Below are 18,656 nucleotides of genomic sequence, written 5' to 3'. Positions count from 1 at the left end.
ATTTCCTTGCTGGTAGTCTATGGCAAATTTATAAAATGTAGATCAGGGAATATGTCAAAAATCCGTTCAATGAGTTTAACCACTCGCATCATGATTGGTATGGCGCTTGGGGTTGCAGTAGGTTTTATATTTCAGGCTATATTAGCTGGTGAAGACGATTATCTAATACCACTTGGGTTATTCTCTTTGCCAATTAAAGCCTTTTTCGTAGATGGTATTTTTCATGTTGGTGGCCAAATATTCATAGCCAGCTTAAAAATGTTAGTTGTACCACTTGTATTTGTATCCCTTGTTTGTGGTACGTGTAGTTTAAGTGATCCTAAAAAATTAGGGCGTTTAGGTGGAAAATCTATTGGCCTATATTTACTAACAACGGCAATTGCCATTACCGTTGCTATTACTCTTGCTCTGTTATTCAGCCCTGGTGAAGGCATCAGCCTACCATCTAATGCAACTTACGATGCTAAAGAAGCACCGACCCTTGCCCGTGTAATTATAGATATGTTCCCTACTAACCCGTTTGAAGCAATGGCTAAAGGTAATATGCTTCAGGTCATAGTGTTTGCACTATTATTTGGTGTAGCAATGGCATTAAGTGGTAAAACTGGCAAGCGTGTAGCAAGTGTTTTTGAAGACTTAAATACAGTTATTTTAAAACTTGTAACATTACTAATGAATATTGCACCTTACGGTGTATTTTTCTTAATGGCTAAATTATTTACAACTATCGAGCTTAACTTAATTGTTAGTTTAGCCAAGTATTTTGGTGTTGTTGTATTAGCATTATTATTACACGCGCTTGTAAATTACACGGTACTACTTAAAGTGCTTACAGGCTTAAACCCACTTATTTTCTTAGCAAAAATGAAGCACACCTGTTTATTTGCATTTAGTACCTCAAGCTCTAGCGCAACTATGCCTATCACGCTTGAAACAGCAACAAAAAAACTAGGTGCAAACAACTCAGTGGCGTCGTTTACCATACCGCTAGGCGCTACTATCAACATGGATGGCACCGCTATTATGCAGGGTGTAGCTACTGTGTTTATTGCTCAAGTGTTTAGTGTTGATTTAACTATTTCTGATTATTTAATGGTTATATTAACGGCAACACTTGCCTCTGTAGGAACTGCAGGCGTACCCGGTGTTGGTTTAATTATGCTAGCAATGGTGCTTAACCAGGTAGGACTTCCTGTTGAAGGGATTGCAATAATTATCGGCGTAGACCGCTTACTTGATATGACACGCACTGCGGTTAACGTTACCGGTGATTGTATGGTTACCTGTGTGGTTGCTAAATCAGAAGGCGAGCTTGATGAGAGCATTTTCAACGACCCAAATGCTGCAAAAGACTTAGAAGATTATCATAAGTCTATCGACTCATAATGCTGAGAAATATAGTTATAAAAAAACCTTGATGTTTTGCATCAAGGTTTTTTTTATTTTTAATAATTAGGGATTCATTGACTTAAATTTTGAAAGTAAGCTGACCCCTACCTTATTTACACCACTGCTTAATCCAAGTGCTAGTTTATCGCTTAGCCCCTTTTTAACTTTATATTTTACTTTATATATTTGACGCTCAGATTGCTGCTCTAATAAAGCATCATCACTGGTTTTAATAACATCTACCAAGCCTTTATCAATTGCTTGCGTTGCAAACCAATGCTCACCTGTAGCCACTAAATCAATATTTAGGCTTGGGCGCTGCGTGCTTACAAAGGTTTTAAATAAACCATGAGTTTCTTCAATTTCGTCACGAAACTTTTCACGTGCTTTATCTGTGTTTTCGCCAAATAATGTGAGTGTACGTTTAAACTCACCTGCTGTAATTTGTTCAAAGTCTACGTCGTTTTTCTTTAATATTTTATTAAAGTTAGGAATTTGTGCAATCACCCCAATCGAACCTACAATTGCAAATGGCGCTGCAAGTATTTCATCAGCTACACAAGCCATCATATAACCGCCGCTTGCTGCTACTTTATCAATTGCTACACTTAAAGGAATACCCGCGCTTTTAATTCTCTGTAACTGAGATGCTGCAAGCCCATAGCCATGAACAACCCCACCACCACTTTCTAAACGCACTAATACTTTATCTGTTTTAGGATCTGCAATCGAAATAATAGCAGTCACTTCCTCTCGTAAACTTTCTACTTCGTGCGCATCCATACTACCCGTAAAATCGACTACATATAAACGAGGCTTTGGTTCATCACTGACTGATTTTTTACTCTGAGCTTTTAACTGCTTTTGATGCGCTTTTAACTCTTTTTTAGACAATGTATTGTGCAAAAAACTTTCTTTGAGCTCGTTAAGTTTTTCAGATACATCTTCAATTTCAATCTCACCTTTTTTCGATTTTGGCTTAACGGCGGATGCAACTATAAGCATTAACACAACGGCAATTGCGATAACAAATGTCACTGTTTTGGCAAAAAACAAACCGTATTCGTATAAAAATTCCAACTGGTTTCTCCATTTATAAATTTAAGCTAATTTATCATGCTTTTAACCAAAAAAAAGCCACTTTACAGTGGCTTTTATAAGTTAACGTTTAAAGTAATAGATTAATCAGTAACAACTTCACTATTTGTTACTAATAACATACGACCACGTGTTGCTAAGTAAACAGCAACTTGCATTTGCATTTCTGCATTTGCTGCCGCGCTCCCTTCTACAGTAGCCGCTTCTGCAGCATCTTGAGCAGGCGTTAATATAGAACCGTGGTGCCCTTTAGTAAATTTAACTAAGTAGCTTGCTGGTGTTTCACTCAACGCTTGAGTTGTGCTTACAGTCTCTAGCCCCATAAAAGTGGCCAGTGGGATTGTGCCCGAAATAGGGTTATTTGCAGCCATTGGTGGTATCACTTGATCAGGCTTATTATCTGCGCCATCACCTACAACAACATTTGTATAAACAGGTGTACCTAAAGCTTGTACCGCTGCCGCATAATTTGTTGGGTCGCCGCTATCAAGGGCTGTTTGTGCAGCAAATGCAAACTGAGTAAACACACCTTGAATATTAGTAAGCTTGCTTGTTTCACCAGCTGTAGTTAAAGAAGCTACATACTCGTTATAACCACACGTTAAATATGCTTCTGTATCTGGTAACACGACTCCACAGTTAGACACTGCATCAGCCTGTAAATATGCGTTAAACTCATCTGCCTCTGTTGTGCCAGCTTGAGATAACACTGAACCTTGAATAAATGGACCAAATGCTGCCGACTCAAGTAAGAAGCTAGCAATACCGCCACCGCCACTCGCAAGTGCTACTGTGTTTACATTAAATAATGGATCAACCGTTGGCGCTAATGGATTATTTGCTTGTGAAATAAATGCAGGAGCGACAATAGAGCCTAATGAATGACCAATGTAAGTGACGTCTTGTGCGTTAATCGTTGCATCATTTATAAAGTTTAACCCTAAACGTAAACCTAATAAATCAGCTGAAGATTGACGTAAACTATCACGCGCAACAAGCAATGAACTTAAATTCATATAACTAAGCACAGAGCCCGTTGTTGCATTAAAGTCGTCTGTTCCATCATCATCAACATCAACTCCACGCTCACCATGGCGAGGGTGATCTATTGCTGCTGTAGCAAATCCTTGAATTGATAGTTGCGCGGTCAGTGCTAACATGCTTTCTTTATCTGTAGTTATGCCATGTTGCATAATGACTACTGGCCAGCCACTTTCAGGCATTTCAATTGCATCTAACTGAAGTTGTGCGCGTATACCGTTTATAACGGGTAAAATTGGTTTAGTTATTTGTACTGGCACATCAGCCATGCTTTGAACTTTAGGGATAGAATTATACTTAGTTAAGTGTCGAGTAGAATCCAAACCTAAATCACGAAGTTGCCCATCGCTTAAAGCTGAACAGAGCGCATCATTCTCACTCACAGGCTCTGTAGGAAACGATTCCCCAACTGCTGCTTTATACCCCAAAATAGCAACGGCGTTATCACACATACCTTGCCAGTATGTATCGTTTAAATCGCTTATTTCTGTTCCTGTTGGTGTTCCTAAATACATAGGTAATGTAATGTTACCTTTTAAATACTGAACACCAGAAAAAGCAGCTGATACTGTAACACCAGCTGCTGCAAAAACTTGCTGAACATTCACTACATCTTGCTCAGGTACATTAACCATTGGTGTTGGCAATGCATCATTTTGCAAACTAGCTGCAAGTAAATTTTTAATAGTACCAAGTACTGGCCCTGCTGATTGGATCGTCATCGCAGAAGAAAAGATAATATCTTCTTTGGTAATATCGCCTGAGCTTACAACCACGTTTTCGTAGCTATTTACAGCGCCTTGTAACCCAAGTTGAGCATCGGTAATAAGCGGAGCTTCTTCACTTACAGAAGCGTAAGTAGAAGAAGGTTGAATAGGACGTCCTAACGAATCTTTAAGCCCTGTAGTTAAAACATTTATGTAAGAGCTACCTGGTGTAAATGGTTTAAGCGGTATAACAGCGACTCCATCACCAGAGGCTTGAGTTATAAAATCTACACCAAATGTAAGTTCACCTACTAATTTACAGGCTGTACCAGCGGTAACTACAGAACATTCTGCATCCGTTAGACTTGCGCCCATCACAACTTCAAAAATTCTGAGCGTACCAGGACTTGCAGCAGATGTTTCATCAAGCGAAACACCGCTTGGAAACGTTAAATCAATTTTATAGGGTACTTGTGAAGACCAACCATCTAAAGCACCCAGAGCAAGTTGAGGGTCTGAATAAGCAGCGCGAGAAATAGATACGTTGTCATCATCTAATTCCCCAGGAATATTAAGTGTGCCGTCTTGAGTACCGCTCATTAATAAATCATTAGGAACTGATAAAATTCCATTTGCAGGATCGAAAGTAACCGTTGCATTTGGAACTATAGTTGCTGTGTCGTTCTTAACGTCTTCTAACGTTTCTCCGCCGCCACAACCTGCTAATGCAGCTGTAACAGAGAGTGAGAGTAGCATTTTCTTCATATTGTTGGCTCCGCACATATCTTATTTTTATAGTGTGTTTTTTCAGTGTGTTAAAGTTAAAATAATGTAACTAGTTTATTAATGAGACATTAGACCAGTTAAACTTAACGTAAAGTTTCTATTTTCGCCACCTAAATTTACAATAAATTCGATTACTTCACGTTTTGCTATGTTAAAATCATAAAAATTTTATTAATTGGTAATTTTATGCACACTTATCAAGCAGCTGAAAACGCACTGCAAGACAAAGTTATTTTGATCACTGGCGCAGGCGATGGTATTGGCCGAGTAGCCGCAATAAACTATGCTAAACATGGCGCAACAGTAATTTTATTAGGAAAAACAACTAATAAACTTGAGTGTGTTTACGATGAAATAGTAAATGCTGGTTACCCACAGCCCGCTATTGTACCAATGGATTTAAAAGGAGCGACTAAGCAAAACTATCGTGATTTAGCAGCCACTATAGAAAGCCAATTTGGCCGCCTTGATGGGTTACTTAATAATGCCGGAATTTTAGGATCTCTTGGCCCGTTAGAGCATTTTTGTTCATCTACTTTTGAAAACATAATGAAAGTAAATGTAACGGCACAAGCAATGATCACTAAAGCGCTTTTCCCTGTACTACGTAAATCAAAAAGTGCATCAGTCGTTTTCACATCATCAGGTGTCGGACGAAAAGGCCGTGAATTTTGGGGACCATATGCTATTTCTAAATTTGCTGTAGAAGGCATGATGCAAACATGGGCGTGCGAAGTAGGTAAGACGTCTATTCGTGTAAATTGCATAAATCCAGGTGCAACCAGGACGTCTATGCGTGCTGCAGCCTATCCAGGTGAAGACAGAGACAAACTTGCCACGCCTGAGGACTTAATGCCAACCTACTTATACTTAATGAGTGATGACTCAGCATCAGTAAATGGCGAATCACTTGATGCGCAACAGAAAAAATAAAATACACATCAATCATAAAAAAGCCGCATAAATTGCGGCTTTTTTGTCTGTAAATATCTGGTAATTACTTACGTTTAGTTTGCTTAACACGTTGATTGTGCTTTTTTACCGCTTTGCGTATTTGATTGATTTTAGCGCGCTTATCTTTACGCTTTTCAGGCATAACCGAAAGTTTAGTCTGTGTTTCACGACCAAGCTTAACTGTTTTACGTAAATAGTTAACTGTTTCAAGGTCTAACTCATTCCAGCCACCTTGAGGTACACGCTTATCAAGTTCTAATTTACCGTAACGAATACGAATAAGGCGAGATACTTCAACATCTTGAGACTGCCATAAACGACGAACTTCGCGGTTACGCCCTTCATTAAGTGTAACGTTAAACCAGCGGTTAATACCTTCGCCGCCCATTGGTTTTACGCTTAAAAACTTAGCGGGACCATCTTCTAGTTCAACACCACGAGTAAGATTTTTAACTGTTTCATTCGTTACTTCACCAAATACTCGAGCTGAGTATTCACGCTCTACTTCGTAGCTTGGGTGCATTAAACGATTTGCAAGCTCGCCGTCATTGGTAAATAACATTAGGCCTGCAGTATTAATATCCAATCGTCCAACTGCAATCCAGCGTTCACCGTCAATACGAGGTAAGCGATCAAATACAGTACGACGGCCTTCAGGATCTTTACGTGTACTTAACTCACCTTCTGGTTTGTTGTACATAATTACACGACAGATACGATCTGCTTTTTCTTCAATTTTTACAGTATGACCGTCAACACGAATTAAATCGGTTTCTTCAACACGGTCGCCTAACTTAGCTACTTTACCATTTACACTAACGCGGTTAGCATCAATGTATTTTTCCATTTCACGGCGTGAGCCTACGCCTGCACGGGCTAAGACTTTTTGTAACTTTTCACCTTGTATACTCATTCGGATGGTTCTCTCACAGAAGGATCGCTCATTAACTGATTAATTTTGCTTTGCTGATCTGATGGCAAAGCAGGTAAATTCTCTAAACCTGTTAACGAAAAATAATCTAAAAATTGCTTAGTAGTTGCATATAATGCCGGTTTACCCGGCACTTCTTTATGCCCTACCACTTTAACCCACTCACGCTCGAGAAGGGTTTTTATAATTGTTGAGCCGGTAGTAACGCCTCTTACTTGCTCTATTTCACCACGTGTTATTGGTTGCCTGTAGGCTATTAACGACAACGTTTCTAAAAGCGCGCGCGAATACTTAGGCGCTCGTTCTTGCCATAAATTGCTCAGCCAAGGGCTTAAGCTACTACAAGCCTCAAACCGATAACCGCTGCCAACTTCTACAAGGCGTATACCTCGTGTCTGAAAGTGGCTTTCTATAGCTTCAATTGCAGCGTTAATTCTTGCCATTGATATAGCTAAATCAGCAAGTACTGTGTCTTTTAAATGGCGCTTACTAACTGGTTTGTCTGCGACAAATATAGCCGCTTCAATGATCTCAATTAATTGCTCATCACTAATTCGACGACCCGCCATAATTTTGCTCAGCCTTTTAAAATACACAGCCATCTATTATGACAGAACATCATAAAAGGTGGAAAATATATCTGCCTTTTATCTAAATTAAATGCACAAAAAAGCCAGCAATTAATGCTGGCTGTTTTTATTAACTAATTTAGGTAATATTAGCTGTGTCTCAATACCTTAAGAGCATCATCTTCAGCTACCGCTTTACCGTATTTTTTAATATAACCTTTAAACTCACCTTTGCTGATGCGCTTATCGTTATTACCATCCATGTATCCAAAATGGTTCGAAATATCATCATCGTCAGCTTCTTCTACTGAAATATAACCATTTTTATCGTTATCTAAGCTTCTAAAATCATTTTCGATTTTATCAAACTTTGCTATTTTAGCTTTAAATGCTGACTCACTAACTTCACTGTCAGTGGCTACCTTACCGGTATTTAATTGCATGTAAGCGTTAAATTCTTTACGACTGATTTCATTATCCATGTTGGTATCAATATTTGAAAAATGGCCCCAGATGCTGTCATCATCTGCTTCTACTTTTGAAATATAACCATCACTGTCGTTATCTAAGCTTGCAAAATCGCTATCGATTTTTTCTAAACCTTGGTTTGATGCACAAGCCGCTAAGCTCAAAGATGCTAAAATAGTTGTTGCTAGTGTTAACTTTTTCATAAGACGTATCCTTGTAGTTAGTAAATGTCACTTTAACTAATACAAGTCCGATGCCAATATAAATAACACTCTAACTATCAATTGGTTAGTAGTTTTTAGCTTATTTTATATACTCTAATCAATTACTTAGCTTTGCAATGATTGCAGCCTACCTTGTAATTTTTGCAAAAAAATACCCGGTTAAAACCAGGCATTTTCTAAAAGATAATTTTTAGCTTAAAATTAAATTGCAGCGTTTTGGTAACGCTTAACAAACTCAGTTACGTTTTGACCATTACATTTTAAAGAGTTTAAGTTACCAATCTTTTGACGTACTGGTGCTAAACCTTTTTTAAGTGCAGTCATACATAACTGTGTTTCTTGGTGTGCATCTTTAGCAAATACTTCTACTTTATCTACTGATGAAGTACTTGCCGTCGCTTTTTTAGCGATATCACGAATGTCTTCACCGTTACACAAAATACTCTTAGAAAAACGAGATAAATAAACGCCATGTTGCGCAGCTTCTTTACGGGCAACGCTAAAGCCTTCGTTAGCACTTAATACACATAATTTAGACTCAAGTTTGTTGTCTTGGCTGAAGTAAGTGTTGCTTTGTGCACAAACAGTTGCAGATGCAAATAAAGCGGTAGCTAAAAGTAGTTGTGTTTTCATGAGAGATCCTATTTGAACGAGCTAAACAAGTAATTTTTGCGCATTATATATTCAAAATAGTTAATATCAATTGAATTTTTTATTTATTTAATTAATTAATAATGCATTTACAATGTTTAAACTTTAGCCATCATTTGATCAACATTTGTGCAGCTATTAACTCAATTCAGTCATGTTATGTAAGCGTATTTACTGATACAATTTATGCCACTAAATAGAACCAATTTTAAGGTAAATTTTATGAAAGTGATTTCTTTCAATATCAATGGTCTGCGTGCCCGCCTTCATCAATTACAAGCAATAATAGATAAACATCAACCAGACGTTATTGGCTTGCAAGAAATTAAAGTTCATGACGAAGCATTCCCATTAGAAGATGTTCAAAAAATGGGATACCACGTTTATTTTCATGGTCAAAAAGCACATTACGGTGTAGCTATGTTATGCAAAAAAGAACCTAAATCGGTTTTAAACGGGTTTGCAACAGATACTGATGAATCACAAAAACGTATGATAAGCGTAACCGTTGAACAAGATAATGGCCGCGACCTAACCGTTATGAATGGTTATTTCCCACAAGGCGATAACATTAATCACGAAACTAAATTTCCTTATAAACGCCAGTTTTACAAAGATTTAATGACCCACCTTGAAACTAACCACACACCAGAGCAAGACGTAATTGTAATGGGCGACATAAACATCTCCCCTACCGACCTAGATATTGGCATTGGTGATGCAAACGCTAAGCGCTGGTTAAAAACAGGTAAATGTTCTTTCCAACCAGAAGAGCGTGAGTGGTTAGCAACATTATTAAATTGGGGCTTTACAGATACCTTTAGAGAGCAAAATCCCGAAACAAACGATCAATATTCATGGTTTGATTACCGCTCTAAAGGGTTTGTTGATAACCGAGGCCTTCGTATCGACGTAGTACTTGCTACTAAAGACCTTGCAGCACGCTGCATAGATACAGGTATTGATTACGAGTTACGCGGTATTGAAAAACCATCGGATCACGCACCTATTTGGTCTGCATTTAAATAGTTTTGATGATTAGTCTTACTTTACAAGGGCTACTTTGGGCCCTTGTTATTATTATCGCTTTACTAAGCTTTGATAAAAAAACATATAAAGCACTTTATACAACACCCGCACGTCAAACGGGTGTGCTTGCATGCGCTATAGTATTTTCTGTGCTTTGGCGTATAAAAGCCGGTATTTTAACAGGCCTCGATTTACACATTTTAGGTGTTACGGCAGCGACCTTAATTTTAGGGTGGCGATCAGCTATTTTAAGCTCTGTGCTAGCCAGTGCATTATTGACTGCCGTTGGTCAAATCGAGCTTAATCTGTTACCCATGCAAATACTTATTGGCGCCTTTATACCTATATTATTGAGCTACCTTGGCTTTTTAATCAGTTACCAATATTTACCCCGTCATTTTTTTGTTTATATATTTGTTTGTGCATTTATAACAGCTGGGTTTATTGCCTGTATAAAAATAAGCTTAGGTGCATTATTTTATCTGGCAATAGGTCAATACAATTGGCAAGAACTGGCTGATAACTACGTTTATTTGAGTGCTATAATTTGGTTTCCTGAAGCAATGCTCAATGGTATGGCTATTACCATTATGATCACTTACCGCCCACACTGGGTTAAAACTTTTTACGATAAGGACTACCTAGACTCATGAGTCTACAATATCAATGCCCACTGTGTAACCAAACACTTATAAAAACAGACTCTACGCTTCGTTGTACTAATAATCATAGTTTTGATTTTGCAAAAGAAGGTTATGTTAACTTGCTGCCAGTACAGCAAAAAAATTCGAAGCAACCGGGCGATTCTCTAGAAATGGTGCAAGCTAGACGTGCATTTTTAGAAACTGGTCATTACAGTTTTTTACAGCAAAGCCTTAGTAATACAATTAGCAATATAAGCGCTAATACTGTTGTAGATTTAGGTTGTGGTGAAGGGTTTTATACTCAAGCCATAGCAAATAAAACGAACGCGCAGGTATACGGCGTTGATATTTCAAAGTCTGCGGTTAAATATGCCGCTAAGCGTTACCCTAACTGCCATTTTAGCGTGGCTTCTATAAGCCAAGCCCCGTTTAAAAATGAATTTGCTGATGTACTTGTTAGTGTTTTTGCTCCTTTATTTGAGCTAGAGCTAGCGCGCCTAGCAAATGAAAACACAACCTTAGTAGTAGTAAGCCCTGGGCCTTGGCATTTAAAAGAACTCAAATCGTACATTTATTCAAATATAAATGAACACACAGAAATAACAACACCAAAAGGCTTTGATAAATCAGCACAATCGCTTTTAACTGAAACCGTTACACTCGGTGTAACCGACATTAAAAACTTGATTATGATGACGCCATTCGCGTGGAAATTTAGACCCGAGCACTGGACAGCGCTCGAGGAAAAAGGTGAGCACAAGGTCACCTTATCGTTTTACATAACTCAGTTTATTAAAACTGCTCTTTAGTGAACGCCCTATCCATTTTTTCAAACATATCTTTAAGTAAGCTAGCAAGCTCCATGTAACGGGGCTTGTTTTCACTAAGTTGAACTTGATAACCGTTTTCTACCATTTTTGTATAAAGCTCGGTGTACCATTTTTGCATTGCGGGCTCTAAAGGTGTTTGTGCTCGTTTACCTAGCCAAAATATACCTTGTAGAGGCAGTGATATAAAAAATAATGCGCTAGCAATTGCTTGTGGTAAAAAGTCAGGGCCTAAGTAGTTAAGCTGAAAAAACAAAGTAAGCATAGCTAAGATTGGCATCACAGTTATAGCTAGTTCAGTCGCTTTTATTACCCTAAATTCTAAAAATAAAGGTGCCAGCTCTTTGCGCATAGGCCAGTTTTTAGCATACAAACGACCCGTTTGTAGTTGTGACATCACACTTTTTTGCATCATGACTCCTCACAGATACTGCTTTTAAATTCAAGTTCAATATTGGCTATTTCCAAAGTGTAACACAAAATAAGGGAGTTACACTTTATCGGTAAAAACACTTAATTTAGCTGCTAAATCAGCCAAAACACTAAACTAAATTGCTGAACTAAGTTAAAATAGGCAGTGCTAAATTAAACTTTTAGCCATTATCAGCTCAAGTGTAACGCCCAATACTTAACGCTCACTTACTAATTTGTTTATGGAAATTAAATCTATGCCAACAACCTCCCCTAAGTCACAACATGTTTTAGTACTAAATTGTGGTAGCTCTAGCTTAAAGTTTGCCATTATTGATGCAAACGATGGACACGAAATAATTTCGGGCCTAGCTGAGCGCTTAGGTGCTGACGCGCCGTCTATTAAATACAAATATAATGGCGCTAAAACAGTAATTGAGCTGGGTGCAAACCAAGCACATGCTGAGGCTATAAATACGCTTGTAACCTTAATAAAAGATCACAACCTTGATGAGTACTTAATTGCTGTAGGTCATCGGGTTGTTCATGGTGGTGAGCATTTTACGAAATCAGTTTTAATTGATGATGCTGTAATTGAAGGCATTACTAAAGCATCATCTTTAGCACCTTTGCATGGCCATGCTAACTTGTTAGGTATTTCTTCAGCGCAAAATTCCTTTACAGGCTTACCGCAAGTAGCCGTATTCGATACCGCTTTTCATCAAACCATGGATGAAGTTGCCTACTTATATGCATTACCTTATAAGCTTTATACCGACTACGGTGTAAGACGTTACGGCATGCATGGTACAAGCCATTATTACGTTGCAGGCCAAACAGCTAAGTTACTAAACCAGCCTATTGAGCAAAGTAATTTTATTAGCGCTCACCTAGGTAATGGTTGCTCTGTTTGCGCAATTAAAGACGGGAAAAGCGTTGATACAAGCATGGGCTTAACACCGCTGGCAGGCATAGTTATGGGTACTCGTAGTGGTGATATTGACCCAGGTTTATTTAATTTTTTAACTACCCAGCTAGATTACAACGCAAAACAAATTGATAACTTATTAAACCAAGAAAGTGGCCTTTTAGGTATCAGTGAGCTTTCTAATGATTGCCGTACAATAGAAGAAGCCGCAGTTGCAGGACATAAAAAAGCACAATTGGCGCTTGATATTTTTTGTTATCGTTTAGCTAAACAAATTGCAGCTTACATGGTGCCATTACAACGACTAGATGCACTTATTTTTACCGGCGGTATTGGTGAAAACTCCGATATTATTCGTGCAAATGTAATCAAACAGCTTGGCTACTTAGGCCTTAACTGTGACGAGCAAGCAAACTTAAACGCTCGCTTTGGCACGCAAGGTATTATTAGCACATCAGATAAAATATCAAAAGCAGTAGTAATGCCTACTAACGAAGAATGGGTTATTGCCCTAGATGCCGCAAACATTGTGAAGGAGCTGTAATTATGGCACGTCGTATTATGCTTATCCCGGTGTCTACAGGCGTTGGCTTAACCTCTGTTTCTGTTGGATTAGTGCGCGCTTTAGAGCAAAAAACGGTTAAAGTTAACTTTTTTAAACCAATAGCACAGCCTCGCTCAGGCGAAACTGGGCCAGAAAAATCAACGCAAATAGTTACTCAGGGCTCACCTATTAATCCGCCTACTCCCTTTGCATTGGATTACGCCGAACAAATGATCGGTGATGGCCGTGGTGACGACCTTCTTGAAGAAATTGTTGAGCGATTTGAAAGTAAAATTAACGATGATGAAGTTGCAATTATTGAAGGTATGGTTCCTACCCGTAGGCAACCTTATGCTGGGCGCGTAAACCGCGAAATAGCGCAAACACTCGGTGCCGACATTGTTTTTGTACTTACCCCCGGCAACTACAATATTACGCAAATAGAAGATCGTCTTGAAATCGCAGCGGGTAACTACGGCGGTATTGACCACCCACGTGTTCTTGGCTGTATTTTTAATAAAGTAAATGCCCCTCTTGATGAAGAAGGCCGCGCACGTGCGGATTTAGTCGACGCCTACAAACCTGAAGAATTAGATAACGAGCTAAACCGCTTAGCTTCTTTACCTATTTTTAGAAAAAACCCGTTTATGTTACTTGGTGCCATCCCGTGGGACTTTGACTTAGTTGCACCACGCGTTAAAGATTTAAGTGCGTATTTAAAAGCGACCATTATTAACGAAGGTGACATGCTACATCGTCGCCTGCGTCGTATTACATTTTGTGCCCGAACTGTGTCAAATATTTTGAATCACTTTACTCCCGGTGCATTACTAGTAACACCTGGCGACCGCTCAGATATACTTGTTGCTGCATGTTTATCAGCCATGAATGGCACTAAAATTGGCGCAATATTGCTAACCGGTGGCTTTGAACCTGAAGCGCGCATAATGGCACTGTGTGAACAAGCTATGCAAACGGGTTTACCAATACTTGCAACCGAAGCCGATACATGGCGTACATCCCTACTGCTTCATAATTTTAATATGGAAGTACCTAGCGATGATGACCAGCGTATTGAAAAAGTAAAAGATCATAATGCACAGTTTATCGATTCAGACTGGCTAGATACGCTCGTTAAAAGTGTCGGTAAAACACGTAAGCTGTCACCACCAGCATTTCGTTACTTATTAACAGATAAAGCCCGTAAAGCAGGTAAAACAGTCGTACTCCCTGAAGGTAACGAGCCACGCACAATTAAAGCCGCCGCTATTTGTGGCCAGCGTGGTATAGCTAAAACTATATTACTAGGTGATCGCGATGAAATTATGCGTATTGCAGAGCAACAAGGGATAGAGTTAAACGAGCACGTAAGCATTGTAGAACCTAAGAGCATTATTAACGACTACATTGAACCTATGGTAGAAATACGTAAAGGTAAGGGTTTAACAGCCGTTGTGGCGCAAGAGCAACTGCAAGATAACGTAGTGCTGGGTACTATGATGCTAGAGCAAGGTAAAGTAGATGGCTTAGTATCGGGTGCAGTAAATACAACAGCTAATACTATTCGCCCGCCACTTCAGCTCATTAAAACAGCCCCTGGGTCATCGCTCGTATCTTCTGTATTTTTTATGCTACTGCCTGATCAAGTTCTTGTATATGGCGACTGTGCAATAAACCCAGATCCAAATGCAGAGCAACTTGCTGATATAGCAATTCAATCAGCCGACTCAGCTGCCGCGTTTGGAATAGAGCCGCGTGTAGCAATGATAAGTTACAGTACAGGTACATCTGGTACTGGTGCCGATGTAGAAAAAGTACGTGAGGCTACCAAAATAGCACAGCAAAAACGCCCTGATTTAATTATTGATGGCCCCCTTCAGTACGACGCCGCAATTATGGAAAATGTTGCTCTTAAAAAAGCGCCAAATAGCCCAGTTGCAGGTAAAGCAACCGTATTTATATTCCCAGACCTAAATACCGGTAACACAACCTATAAAGCCGTACAACGTAGTGCCGATTTAATAAGTATCGGCCCTATGCTACAAGGTATGCGTAAACCGGTTAACGATTTAAGCCGCGGCGCATTAGTTGACGATATTGTATACACTATTGCATTAACGGCTATTCAGGCTGCCCAAGCAGAAGCTTTAATTACGCAATAATCTAAACGTGTGCTTTTTATAGCCTAGCTATTATTTATTTAATAATTAATAAGTTAGGCTATTTATACCTACCAATTCCCATACTTATCCACAGAAATTGTGGGTAAGTTTTTAATCTTTATTAAAACCTGCCTACAAACCGCTACTTTAGTCACTGATACACCTTTAATTTAAATCCAATAATCTATACTATAAAGCTATCAATATGGCTGTATCGCAGGCGTTTAATGTCAAAACAAACATTACAATTACACAGCACGCTTTTATCTATTCATAGTTTAGACGTTGATGCCAACATACCTTCGGCACTTTTAAAACAGCCTTTATTTTTTATTTCTAAAACTCACGATGAACTATCGATTGTTTGCCCTAGTGAATTTGAAATCCAAAGCTTAGATACAGAGCCTGACTGGCAAGCACTAGAAGTGGTTGGCCCATTAGGCTTTTCGCTCACAGGTATAATGGCTAATATATCAGGCGTACTCGCCAGTGCTAAAATTTCTATTTTTTCAATATCAACTTACGATACAGACTATATTTTGGTAAAAAAACAAACAGCTTCAAAAGCGCTCAAAGCGTTAAAAAATGATGGCTACAATGTGGTAGCAGATTAGCCAATGAAAGCACAGCAACTTGATTATTTAGCCGTTAATAAAACACCCAATAATGCAATTACAATTACTAGCCCATTTACTGGTAAAGTAGCCATGCTTGATAGCCATCCCGAACCTTTTTTTAAATATGGCACGCTTGGTCCTGGTATTATGGTGAGCCTTAGCAGTCATAAAATTTTAGCGCCTTTCGATGGCACATTACTTCAAGTAAAAAACGCAGGTACTGAGTTTATTTTGCAGGCTAAAAATGGCCTAAAAGTGTTAATAAACTTAACTATTTCTGGCTCACAACCTATTACTCATACCCATATTGCCCAGCTTAACGGCAGTGAAATACATAAAGGTCAGCGTCTTGCGTATTTTGACCTGCGTAAGTTTGATACCCCCATGCTAGCAAGTTTAATATTACTCAACGGCCATACCTTAGGCACGTTTCATTACTCTCATACGCATGTAAATGCGGGTGCAGATCCCCTATTAACTATTATCAAAAAGAAGTAGATTTATGATCACTCTATACGGCATAAGCAATTGCGACACGATAAAAAAAGCTAAAAAATACTTAGCAGATAATAATATTGAGTTTACTTTTCATGACTATCGAAAAGATGGCGTAAACACTCAAATGGTTAGGACGTTTGCAGACAAACTAGACTGGGAACAGCTAGTTAATAAACGCGGCACCACGTACCGCGCATTATCTGATGAGCAAAAACAAAGTCTGACTAAAGAGTCTGCAATAGAGCTACTTGTTGAGCAGCCAGCAATGATCAAACGCCCTGTACTTGTAAACAATAGTAGCTACCATTTAGGCTTTAAAGCTGCTCAATATGATGAGATTTTTAAATAATGACACACGATGTAATTGCACTTGCACAAGCACTTATTCAGCGTGAATCGGTAACACCTGAAGATGCTGGCTGCCAACAAATGATGAACGATCGCCTAAAGGCGGTTGGCTTTAATATTGAATCATTATTTTTTACTGATACGCTAAATACATGGGCACGTAAGGGCACTCAGTCACCGCATTTTTGCTTTGCAGGACATACCGATGTTGTACCTACAGGCCCAGCACAAAATTGGCAACATCCACCGTTTTCGGGTTTGGTACAAGATGGTTTGTTACATGGTCGCGGCGCCGCTGACATGAAAGGCTCTCTTGCAGCAATGCTCGTTGCAACTGAGCGTTTTATTGCTAAAAACCCAGATCACAAAGGCTCTATTTCATTTTTAATAACCTCAGACGAAGAAGGTCCATTTATAAATGGCACAACTCGCGTAATAGATACATTAGAAGCGCGCGGTGAAAAAATCGACATGTGTCTAGTTGGTGAACCATCATCACGTGATGTATTAGGTGATGTAGTTAAAAACGGTCGCCGCGGCTCTCTAACTGGCTTTTTAAAAGTAAAAGGTATACAAGGCCATGTTGCCTACCCACACTTAGCACAAAACCCTATTCACTTATCGTCTGAAGCCATTACTGAGCTTAGCCAAACAGTGTGGGATGAGGGTAATGAGTTTTTCCCAGCAACTAGCTTTCAAGTATCAAACATAAATGGGGGTACTGGTGCGGGTAATGTAATACCAGGTGAGCTTGAAATACAATTTAACTTTAGGTTTAGTACCGAAGTAACGCATGAGCAATTACAAGCACGAGTAAACGCAATATTACAAAAGCACAAATTAAACTACGAACTAAGCTGGATAGTGAATGGTCTGCCATTTATAACTGAGCACGGCCCGCTTGTGGATGCCACTGTTAGTGCTATTAAATCTGTTACAGGGCTTACTACCAACTTAGAAACCACCGGTGGGACATCTGATGGACGCTTTATAGCGCAAACAGGCGCAAAAGTTATTGAGCTTGGACCGCGTAACGCCACAATTCATAAAGTAGATGAATGTGTAAGTACAGATGACTTAATCGCACTTGCCGATATTTACGAACAAATCCTCGAAAACCTTTTAACATAATGGCCTTAAGCAACTTAATAGCCTGTGAGTGTATTACTGGGCAAAGTGATACACATTTAACTGATATTCAAAGCCATCGCTTACATAGCAAGATTATTGATGATTTTTTAGCGCTACAAAATGCAGCTAAAAATGCAGGTTTTGATCTAACAATTGCCTCAAGCTTTAGAGATTTTGATCGCCAATCGATGATTTGGAACAATAAATTTTCAGGTAGTCGCCCTGTTTATAATAAGCAGCAACAGCCCGTAGATTTAACCAAATTAACGGATATAAATAAGTGTATTGCTATAATGCGCTACTCTGCCCTGCCCGGCGCAAGTAGACATCATTTAGGCACCGACCTTGATATATTTGATAAAGCGGCAGTAAATGACGATTACAGATTACAGCTAACTCCAAATGAGTATGAGCAAGGCGGCCCATTCGCCCCTTTGAGCAATTGGCTTAACAATAACTTAGCTAAATTTGGTTTTTATCGCCCTTATAAACATGATTTAGACGGGGTTGCGCCTGAGCTTTGGCATATTAGCCATATTAAACAATCACAATTAATGGTTGATGTGCTTAGCGAGAAAATACTTTACGAGTGTATTAATAACAGTGAGTTACTTGGTAAGTCAGCTATTTTAGCCAACCTACCTGCGCTTTATAAACGTTTTATAAGTAACGTAAGCCCGCCATAATGCGGGTTTACTT

General features: G+C 39.0%; 19 protein-coding genes. 12 read left to right on the top strand and 7 right to left on the bottom strand.

What is annotated here, in order from left to right; genetic code table 11:
* Nucleotides 1-51 precede the first annotated feature (51 nt).
* A complete protein-coding gene (locus ATS74_RS11520) occupies nucleotides 52-1,386 on the top strand; it encodes a dicarboxylate/amino acid:cation symporter (protein ID WP_058549037.1) in 1,335 nt (444 codons plus the stop codon).
* Nucleotides 1,387-1,452: 66 nt separating this feature from the next.
* On the opposite strand, the gene sohB is transcribed toward ATS74_RS11520, so the two are convergent.
* Both sohB and ATS74_RS11510 read right to left on the bottom strand, forming a co-directional pair.
* Complete coding sequence (sohB, locus tag ATS74_RS11515; protein WP_058549036.1) at nucleotides 1,453-2,469, bottom strand: protease SohB; 1,017 nt, start codon at nucleotides 2,467-2,469, stop codon at nucleotides 1,453-1,455.
* Nucleotides 2,470-2,570: 101 nt separating this feature from the next.
* The gene (locus ATS74_RS11510) at nucleotides 2,571-5,000 is read right to left on the bottom strand and encodes a VolA/Pla-1 family phospholipase (protein ID WP_058549035.1); all 2,430 of its coding nucleotides are present in this window, start codon (nucleotides 4,998-5,000) and stop codon (nucleotides 2,571-2,573) included.
* 207 nt (nucleotides 5,001-5,207) lie between these two features.
* On the opposite strand from ATS74_RS11510, the gene ATS74_RS11505 reads away from it, so the two are divergent.
* On the top strand, nucleotides 5,208-5,954 hold the full coding sequence (locus ATS74_RS11505; RefSeq protein ID WP_058549034.1) for a YciK family oxidoreductase: 747 nt from the start codon (nucleotides 5,208-5,210) through the stop codon (nucleotides 5,952-5,954).
* Nucleotides 5,955-6,018: 64 nt separating this feature from the next.
* Here the strand turns inward: ATS74_RS11505 and rluB are convergent, their stop codons facing one another.
* From rluB to ATS74_RS11485, 4 genes are all read right to left on the bottom strand, one after another.
* A complete protein-coding gene (gene rluB, locus ATS74_RS11500) occupies nucleotides 6,019-6,888 on the bottom strand; it encodes a 23S rRNA pseudouridine(2605) synthase RluB (protein ID WP_058549033.1) in 870 nt (289 codons plus the stop codon).
* Entirely contained in the window at nucleotides 6,885-7,475 is a 591-nt protein-coding gene (gene scpB / locus ATS74_RS11495) for an SMC-Scp complex subunit ScpB (protein WP_058549032.1), read from the bottom strand. Before scpB ends, rluB begins: the two co-directional genes overlap by 4 nt.
* Nucleotides 7,476-7,624: 149 nt before the next feature.
* Complete coding sequence (locus ATS74_RS11490) at nucleotides 7,625-8,146, bottom strand: EF-hand domain-containing protein (protein ID WP_058549031.1); 522 nt, start codon at nucleotides 8,144-8,146, stop codon at nucleotides 7,625-7,627.
* 222 nt (nucleotides 8,147-8,368) lie between these two features.
* On the bottom strand, nucleotides 8,369-8,800 hold the full coding sequence (locus tag ATS74_RS11485) for a hypothetical protein (RefSeq protein ID WP_058549030.1): 432 nt from the start codon (nucleotides 8,798-8,800) through the stop codon (nucleotides 8,369-8,371).
* A gap of 240 nt (nucleotides 8,801-9,040) precedes the next feature.
* Between ATS74_RS11485 and xthA the strand changes: the two genes are divergently transcribed.
* The 3 genes from xthA to ATS74_RS11470 are packed head-to-tail and all read left to right on the top strand — an operon-like array spanning nucleotide 9,041 to nucleotide 11,300.
* Nucleotides 9,041-9,847 carry an exodeoxyribonuclease III gene (gene xthA, locus ATS74_RS11480; protein ID WP_058549029.1) on the top strand — a complete coding sequence of 269 codons (807 nt, stop codon included), beginning with the start codon at nucleotides 9,041-9,043 and terminating at the stop codon, nucleotides 9,845-9,847.
* 5 nt (nucleotides 9,848-9,852) lie between these two features.
* The gene (locus ATS74_RS11475; RefSeq protein WP_058549028.1) at nucleotides 9,853-10,500 is read left to right on the top strand and encodes an energy-coupling factor ABC transporter permease; all 648 of its coding nucleotides are present in this window, start codon (nucleotides 9,853-9,855) and stop codon (nucleotides 10,498-10,500) included.
* Entirely contained in the window at nucleotides 10,497-11,300 is an 804-nt protein-coding gene (locus ATS74_RS11470; RefSeq protein WP_058549027.1) for a putative RNA methyltransferase, read from the top strand. Before ATS74_RS11475 ends, ATS74_RS11470 begins: the two co-directional genes overlap by 4 nt.
* On the opposite strand, the gene yfbV is transcribed toward ATS74_RS11470, so the two are convergent.
* Nucleotides 11,284-11,730, bottom strand: a complete 447-nt coding sequence (yfbV, locus tag ATS74_RS11465; RefSeq protein ID WP_058549026.1) for a terminus macrodomain insulation protein YfbV — start codon at nucleotides 11,728-11,730, stop codon at nucleotides 11,284-11,286. The two genes, ATS74_RS11470 and yfbV, sit on opposite strands and share 17 nt — an antisense overlap.
* A 256-nt stretch (nucleotides 11,731-11,986) precedes the next feature.
* Between yfbV and ATS74_RS11460 the strand changes: the two genes are divergently transcribed.
* The 7 genes from ATS74_RS11460 to ATS74_RS11430 all read left to right on the top strand — a co-directional run bounded on the left by ATS74_RS11460 (nucleotide 11,987) and on the right by ATS74_RS11430 (nucleotide 18,643).
* The gene (locus ATS74_RS11460) at nucleotides 11,987-13,201 is read left to right on the top strand and encodes an acetate kinase (protein ID WP_058549025.1); all 1,215 of its coding nucleotides are present in this window, start codon (nucleotides 11,987-11,989) and stop codon (nucleotides 13,199-13,201) included.
* A 2-nt stretch (nucleotides 13,202-13,203) separates the two neighbouring features.
* Nucleotides 13,204-15,363 carry a phosphate acetyltransferase gene (gene pta / locus ATS74_RS11455; protein ID WP_058549024.1) on the top strand — a complete coding sequence of 720 codons (2,160 nt, stop codon included), beginning with the start codon at nucleotides 13,204-13,206 and terminating at the stop codon, nucleotides 15,361-15,363.
* A gap of 227 nt (nucleotides 15,364-15,590) precedes the next feature.
* Nucleotides 15,591-15,977 (top strand): ACT domain-containing protein, encoded by a 387-nt coding sequence (locus ATS74_RS11450; protein WP_058549023.1) that lies wholly within the window; start codon nucleotides 15,591-15,593, stop codon nucleotides 15,975-15,977.
* A 3-nt stretch (nucleotides 15,978-15,980) separates the two neighbouring features.
* Nucleotides 15,981-16,478, top strand: coding sequence for a PTS glucose transporter subunit IIA (locus ATS74_RS11445; RefSeq protein WP_058549022.1), 498 nt, complete (start codon nucleotides 15,981-15,983; stop codon nucleotides 16,476-16,478).
* 4 nt (nucleotides 16,479-16,482) lie between these two features.
* Nucleotides 16,483-16,827: an ArsC family reductase gene (locus ATS74_RS11440; protein WP_058549021.1), complete on the top strand. Its 345-nt coding sequence runs from the start codon at nucleotides 16,483-16,485 to the stop codon at nucleotides 16,825-16,827.
* Nucleotides 16,827-17,957, top strand: coding sequence for a succinyl-diaminopimelate desuccinylase (gene dapE / locus ATS74_RS11435; RefSeq protein ID WP_058549020.1), 1,131 nt, complete (start codon nucleotides 16,827-16,829; stop codon nucleotides 17,955-17,957). The genes ATS74_RS11440 and dapE overlap by 1 nt, the downstream gene beginning before the upstream one ends.
* Entirely contained in the window at nucleotides 17,957-18,643 is a 687-nt protein-coding gene (locus tag ATS74_RS11430) for a M15 family metallopeptidase (protein ID WP_058549019.1), read from the top strand. Before dapE ends, ATS74_RS11430 begins: the two co-directional genes overlap by 1 nt.
* Nucleotides 18,644-18,656: the final 13 nt, after the last annotated feature.

Origin of the sequence: Pseudoalteromonas sp. H103, from assembly GCF_001469205.1 — a bacterium.
In the GTDB taxonomy this organism is placed as follows: domain Bacteria; phylum Pseudomonadota; class Gammaproteobacteria; order Enterobacterales; family Alteromonadaceae; genus Pseudoalteromonas; species Pseudoalteromonas carrageenovora.
The sequence above is the reverse complement of the archived record's forward strand: the minus strand, read 5'-3'. Positions and strand labels throughout refer to the sequence as shown.

Bases quoted from the DNA above. Each gene is read 5' to 3' on its own strand.
- ATS74_RS11520 (WP_058549037.1), top strand. From the start codon at position 52: ATGTCAAAAATCCGTTCAATGAGTTTAACCACTCGCATCATGATTGGT.
- ATS74_RS11510 (WP_058549035.1), bottom strand. From the start codon at position 5,000: ATGAAGAAAATGCTACTCTCACTCTCTGTTACAGCTGCATTAGCAGGT.
- ATS74_RS11505 (WP_058549034.1), top strand. From the start codon at position 5,208: ATGCACACTTATCAAGCAGCTGAAAACGCACTGCAAGACAAAGTTATT.
- rluB (WP_058549033.1), bottom strand. From the start codon at position 6,888: ATGAGTATACAAGGTGAAAAGTTACAAAAAGTCTTAGCCCGTGCAGGC.
- scpB (WP_058549032.1), bottom strand. From the start codon at position 7,475: ATGGCGGGTCGTCGAATTAGTGATGAGCAATTAATTGAGATCATTGAA.
- ATS74_RS11490 (WP_058549031.1), bottom strand. From the start codon at position 8,146: ATGAAAAAGTTAACACTAGCAACAACTATTTTAGCATCTTTGAGCTTA.
- ATS74_RS11485 (WP_058549030.1), bottom strand. From the start codon at position 8,800: ATGAAAACACAACTACTTTTAGCTACCGCTTTATTTGCATCTGCAACT.
- xthA (WP_058549029.1), top strand. From the start codon at position 9,041: ATGAAAGTGATTTCTTTCAATATCAATGGTCTGCGTGCCCGCCTTCAT.
- ATS74_RS11475 (WP_058549028.1), top strand. From the start codon at position 9,853: ATGATTAGTCTTACTTTACAAGGGCTACTTTGGGCCCTTGTTATTATT.
- ATS74_RS11470 (WP_058549027.1), top strand. From the start codon at position 10,497: ATGAGTCTACAATATCAATGCCCACTGTGTAACCAAACACTTATAAAA.
- yfbV (WP_058549026.1), bottom strand. From the start codon at position 11,730: ATGCAAAAAAGTGTGATGTCACAACTACAAACGGGTCGTTTGTATGCT.
- ATS74_RS11460 (WP_058549025.1), top strand. From the start codon at position 11,987: ATGCCAACAACCTCCCCTAAGTCACAACATGTTTTAGTACTAAATTGT.
- pta (WP_058549024.1), top strand. From the start codon at position 13,204: ATGGCACGTCGTATTATGCTTATCCCGGTGTCTACAGGCGTTGGCTTA.
- ATS74_RS11450 (WP_058549023.1), top strand. From the start codon at position 15,591: ATGTCAAAACAAACATTACAATTACACAGCACGCTTTTATCTATTCAT.
- ATS74_RS11445 (WP_058549022.1), top strand. From the start codon at position 15,981: ATGAAAGCACAGCAACTTGATTATTTAGCCGTTAATAAAACACCCAAT.
- ATS74_RS11440 (WP_058549021.1), top strand. From the start codon at position 16,483: ATGATCACTCTATACGGCATAAGCAATTGCGACACGATAAAAAAAGCT.
- dapE (WP_058549020.1), top strand. From the start codon at position 16,827: ATGACACACGATGTAATTGCACTTGCACAAGCACTTATTCAGCGTGAA.
- ATS74_RS11430 (WP_058549019.1), top strand. From the start codon at position 17,957: ATGGCCTTAAGCAACTTAATAGCCTGTGAGTGTATTACTGGGCAAAGT.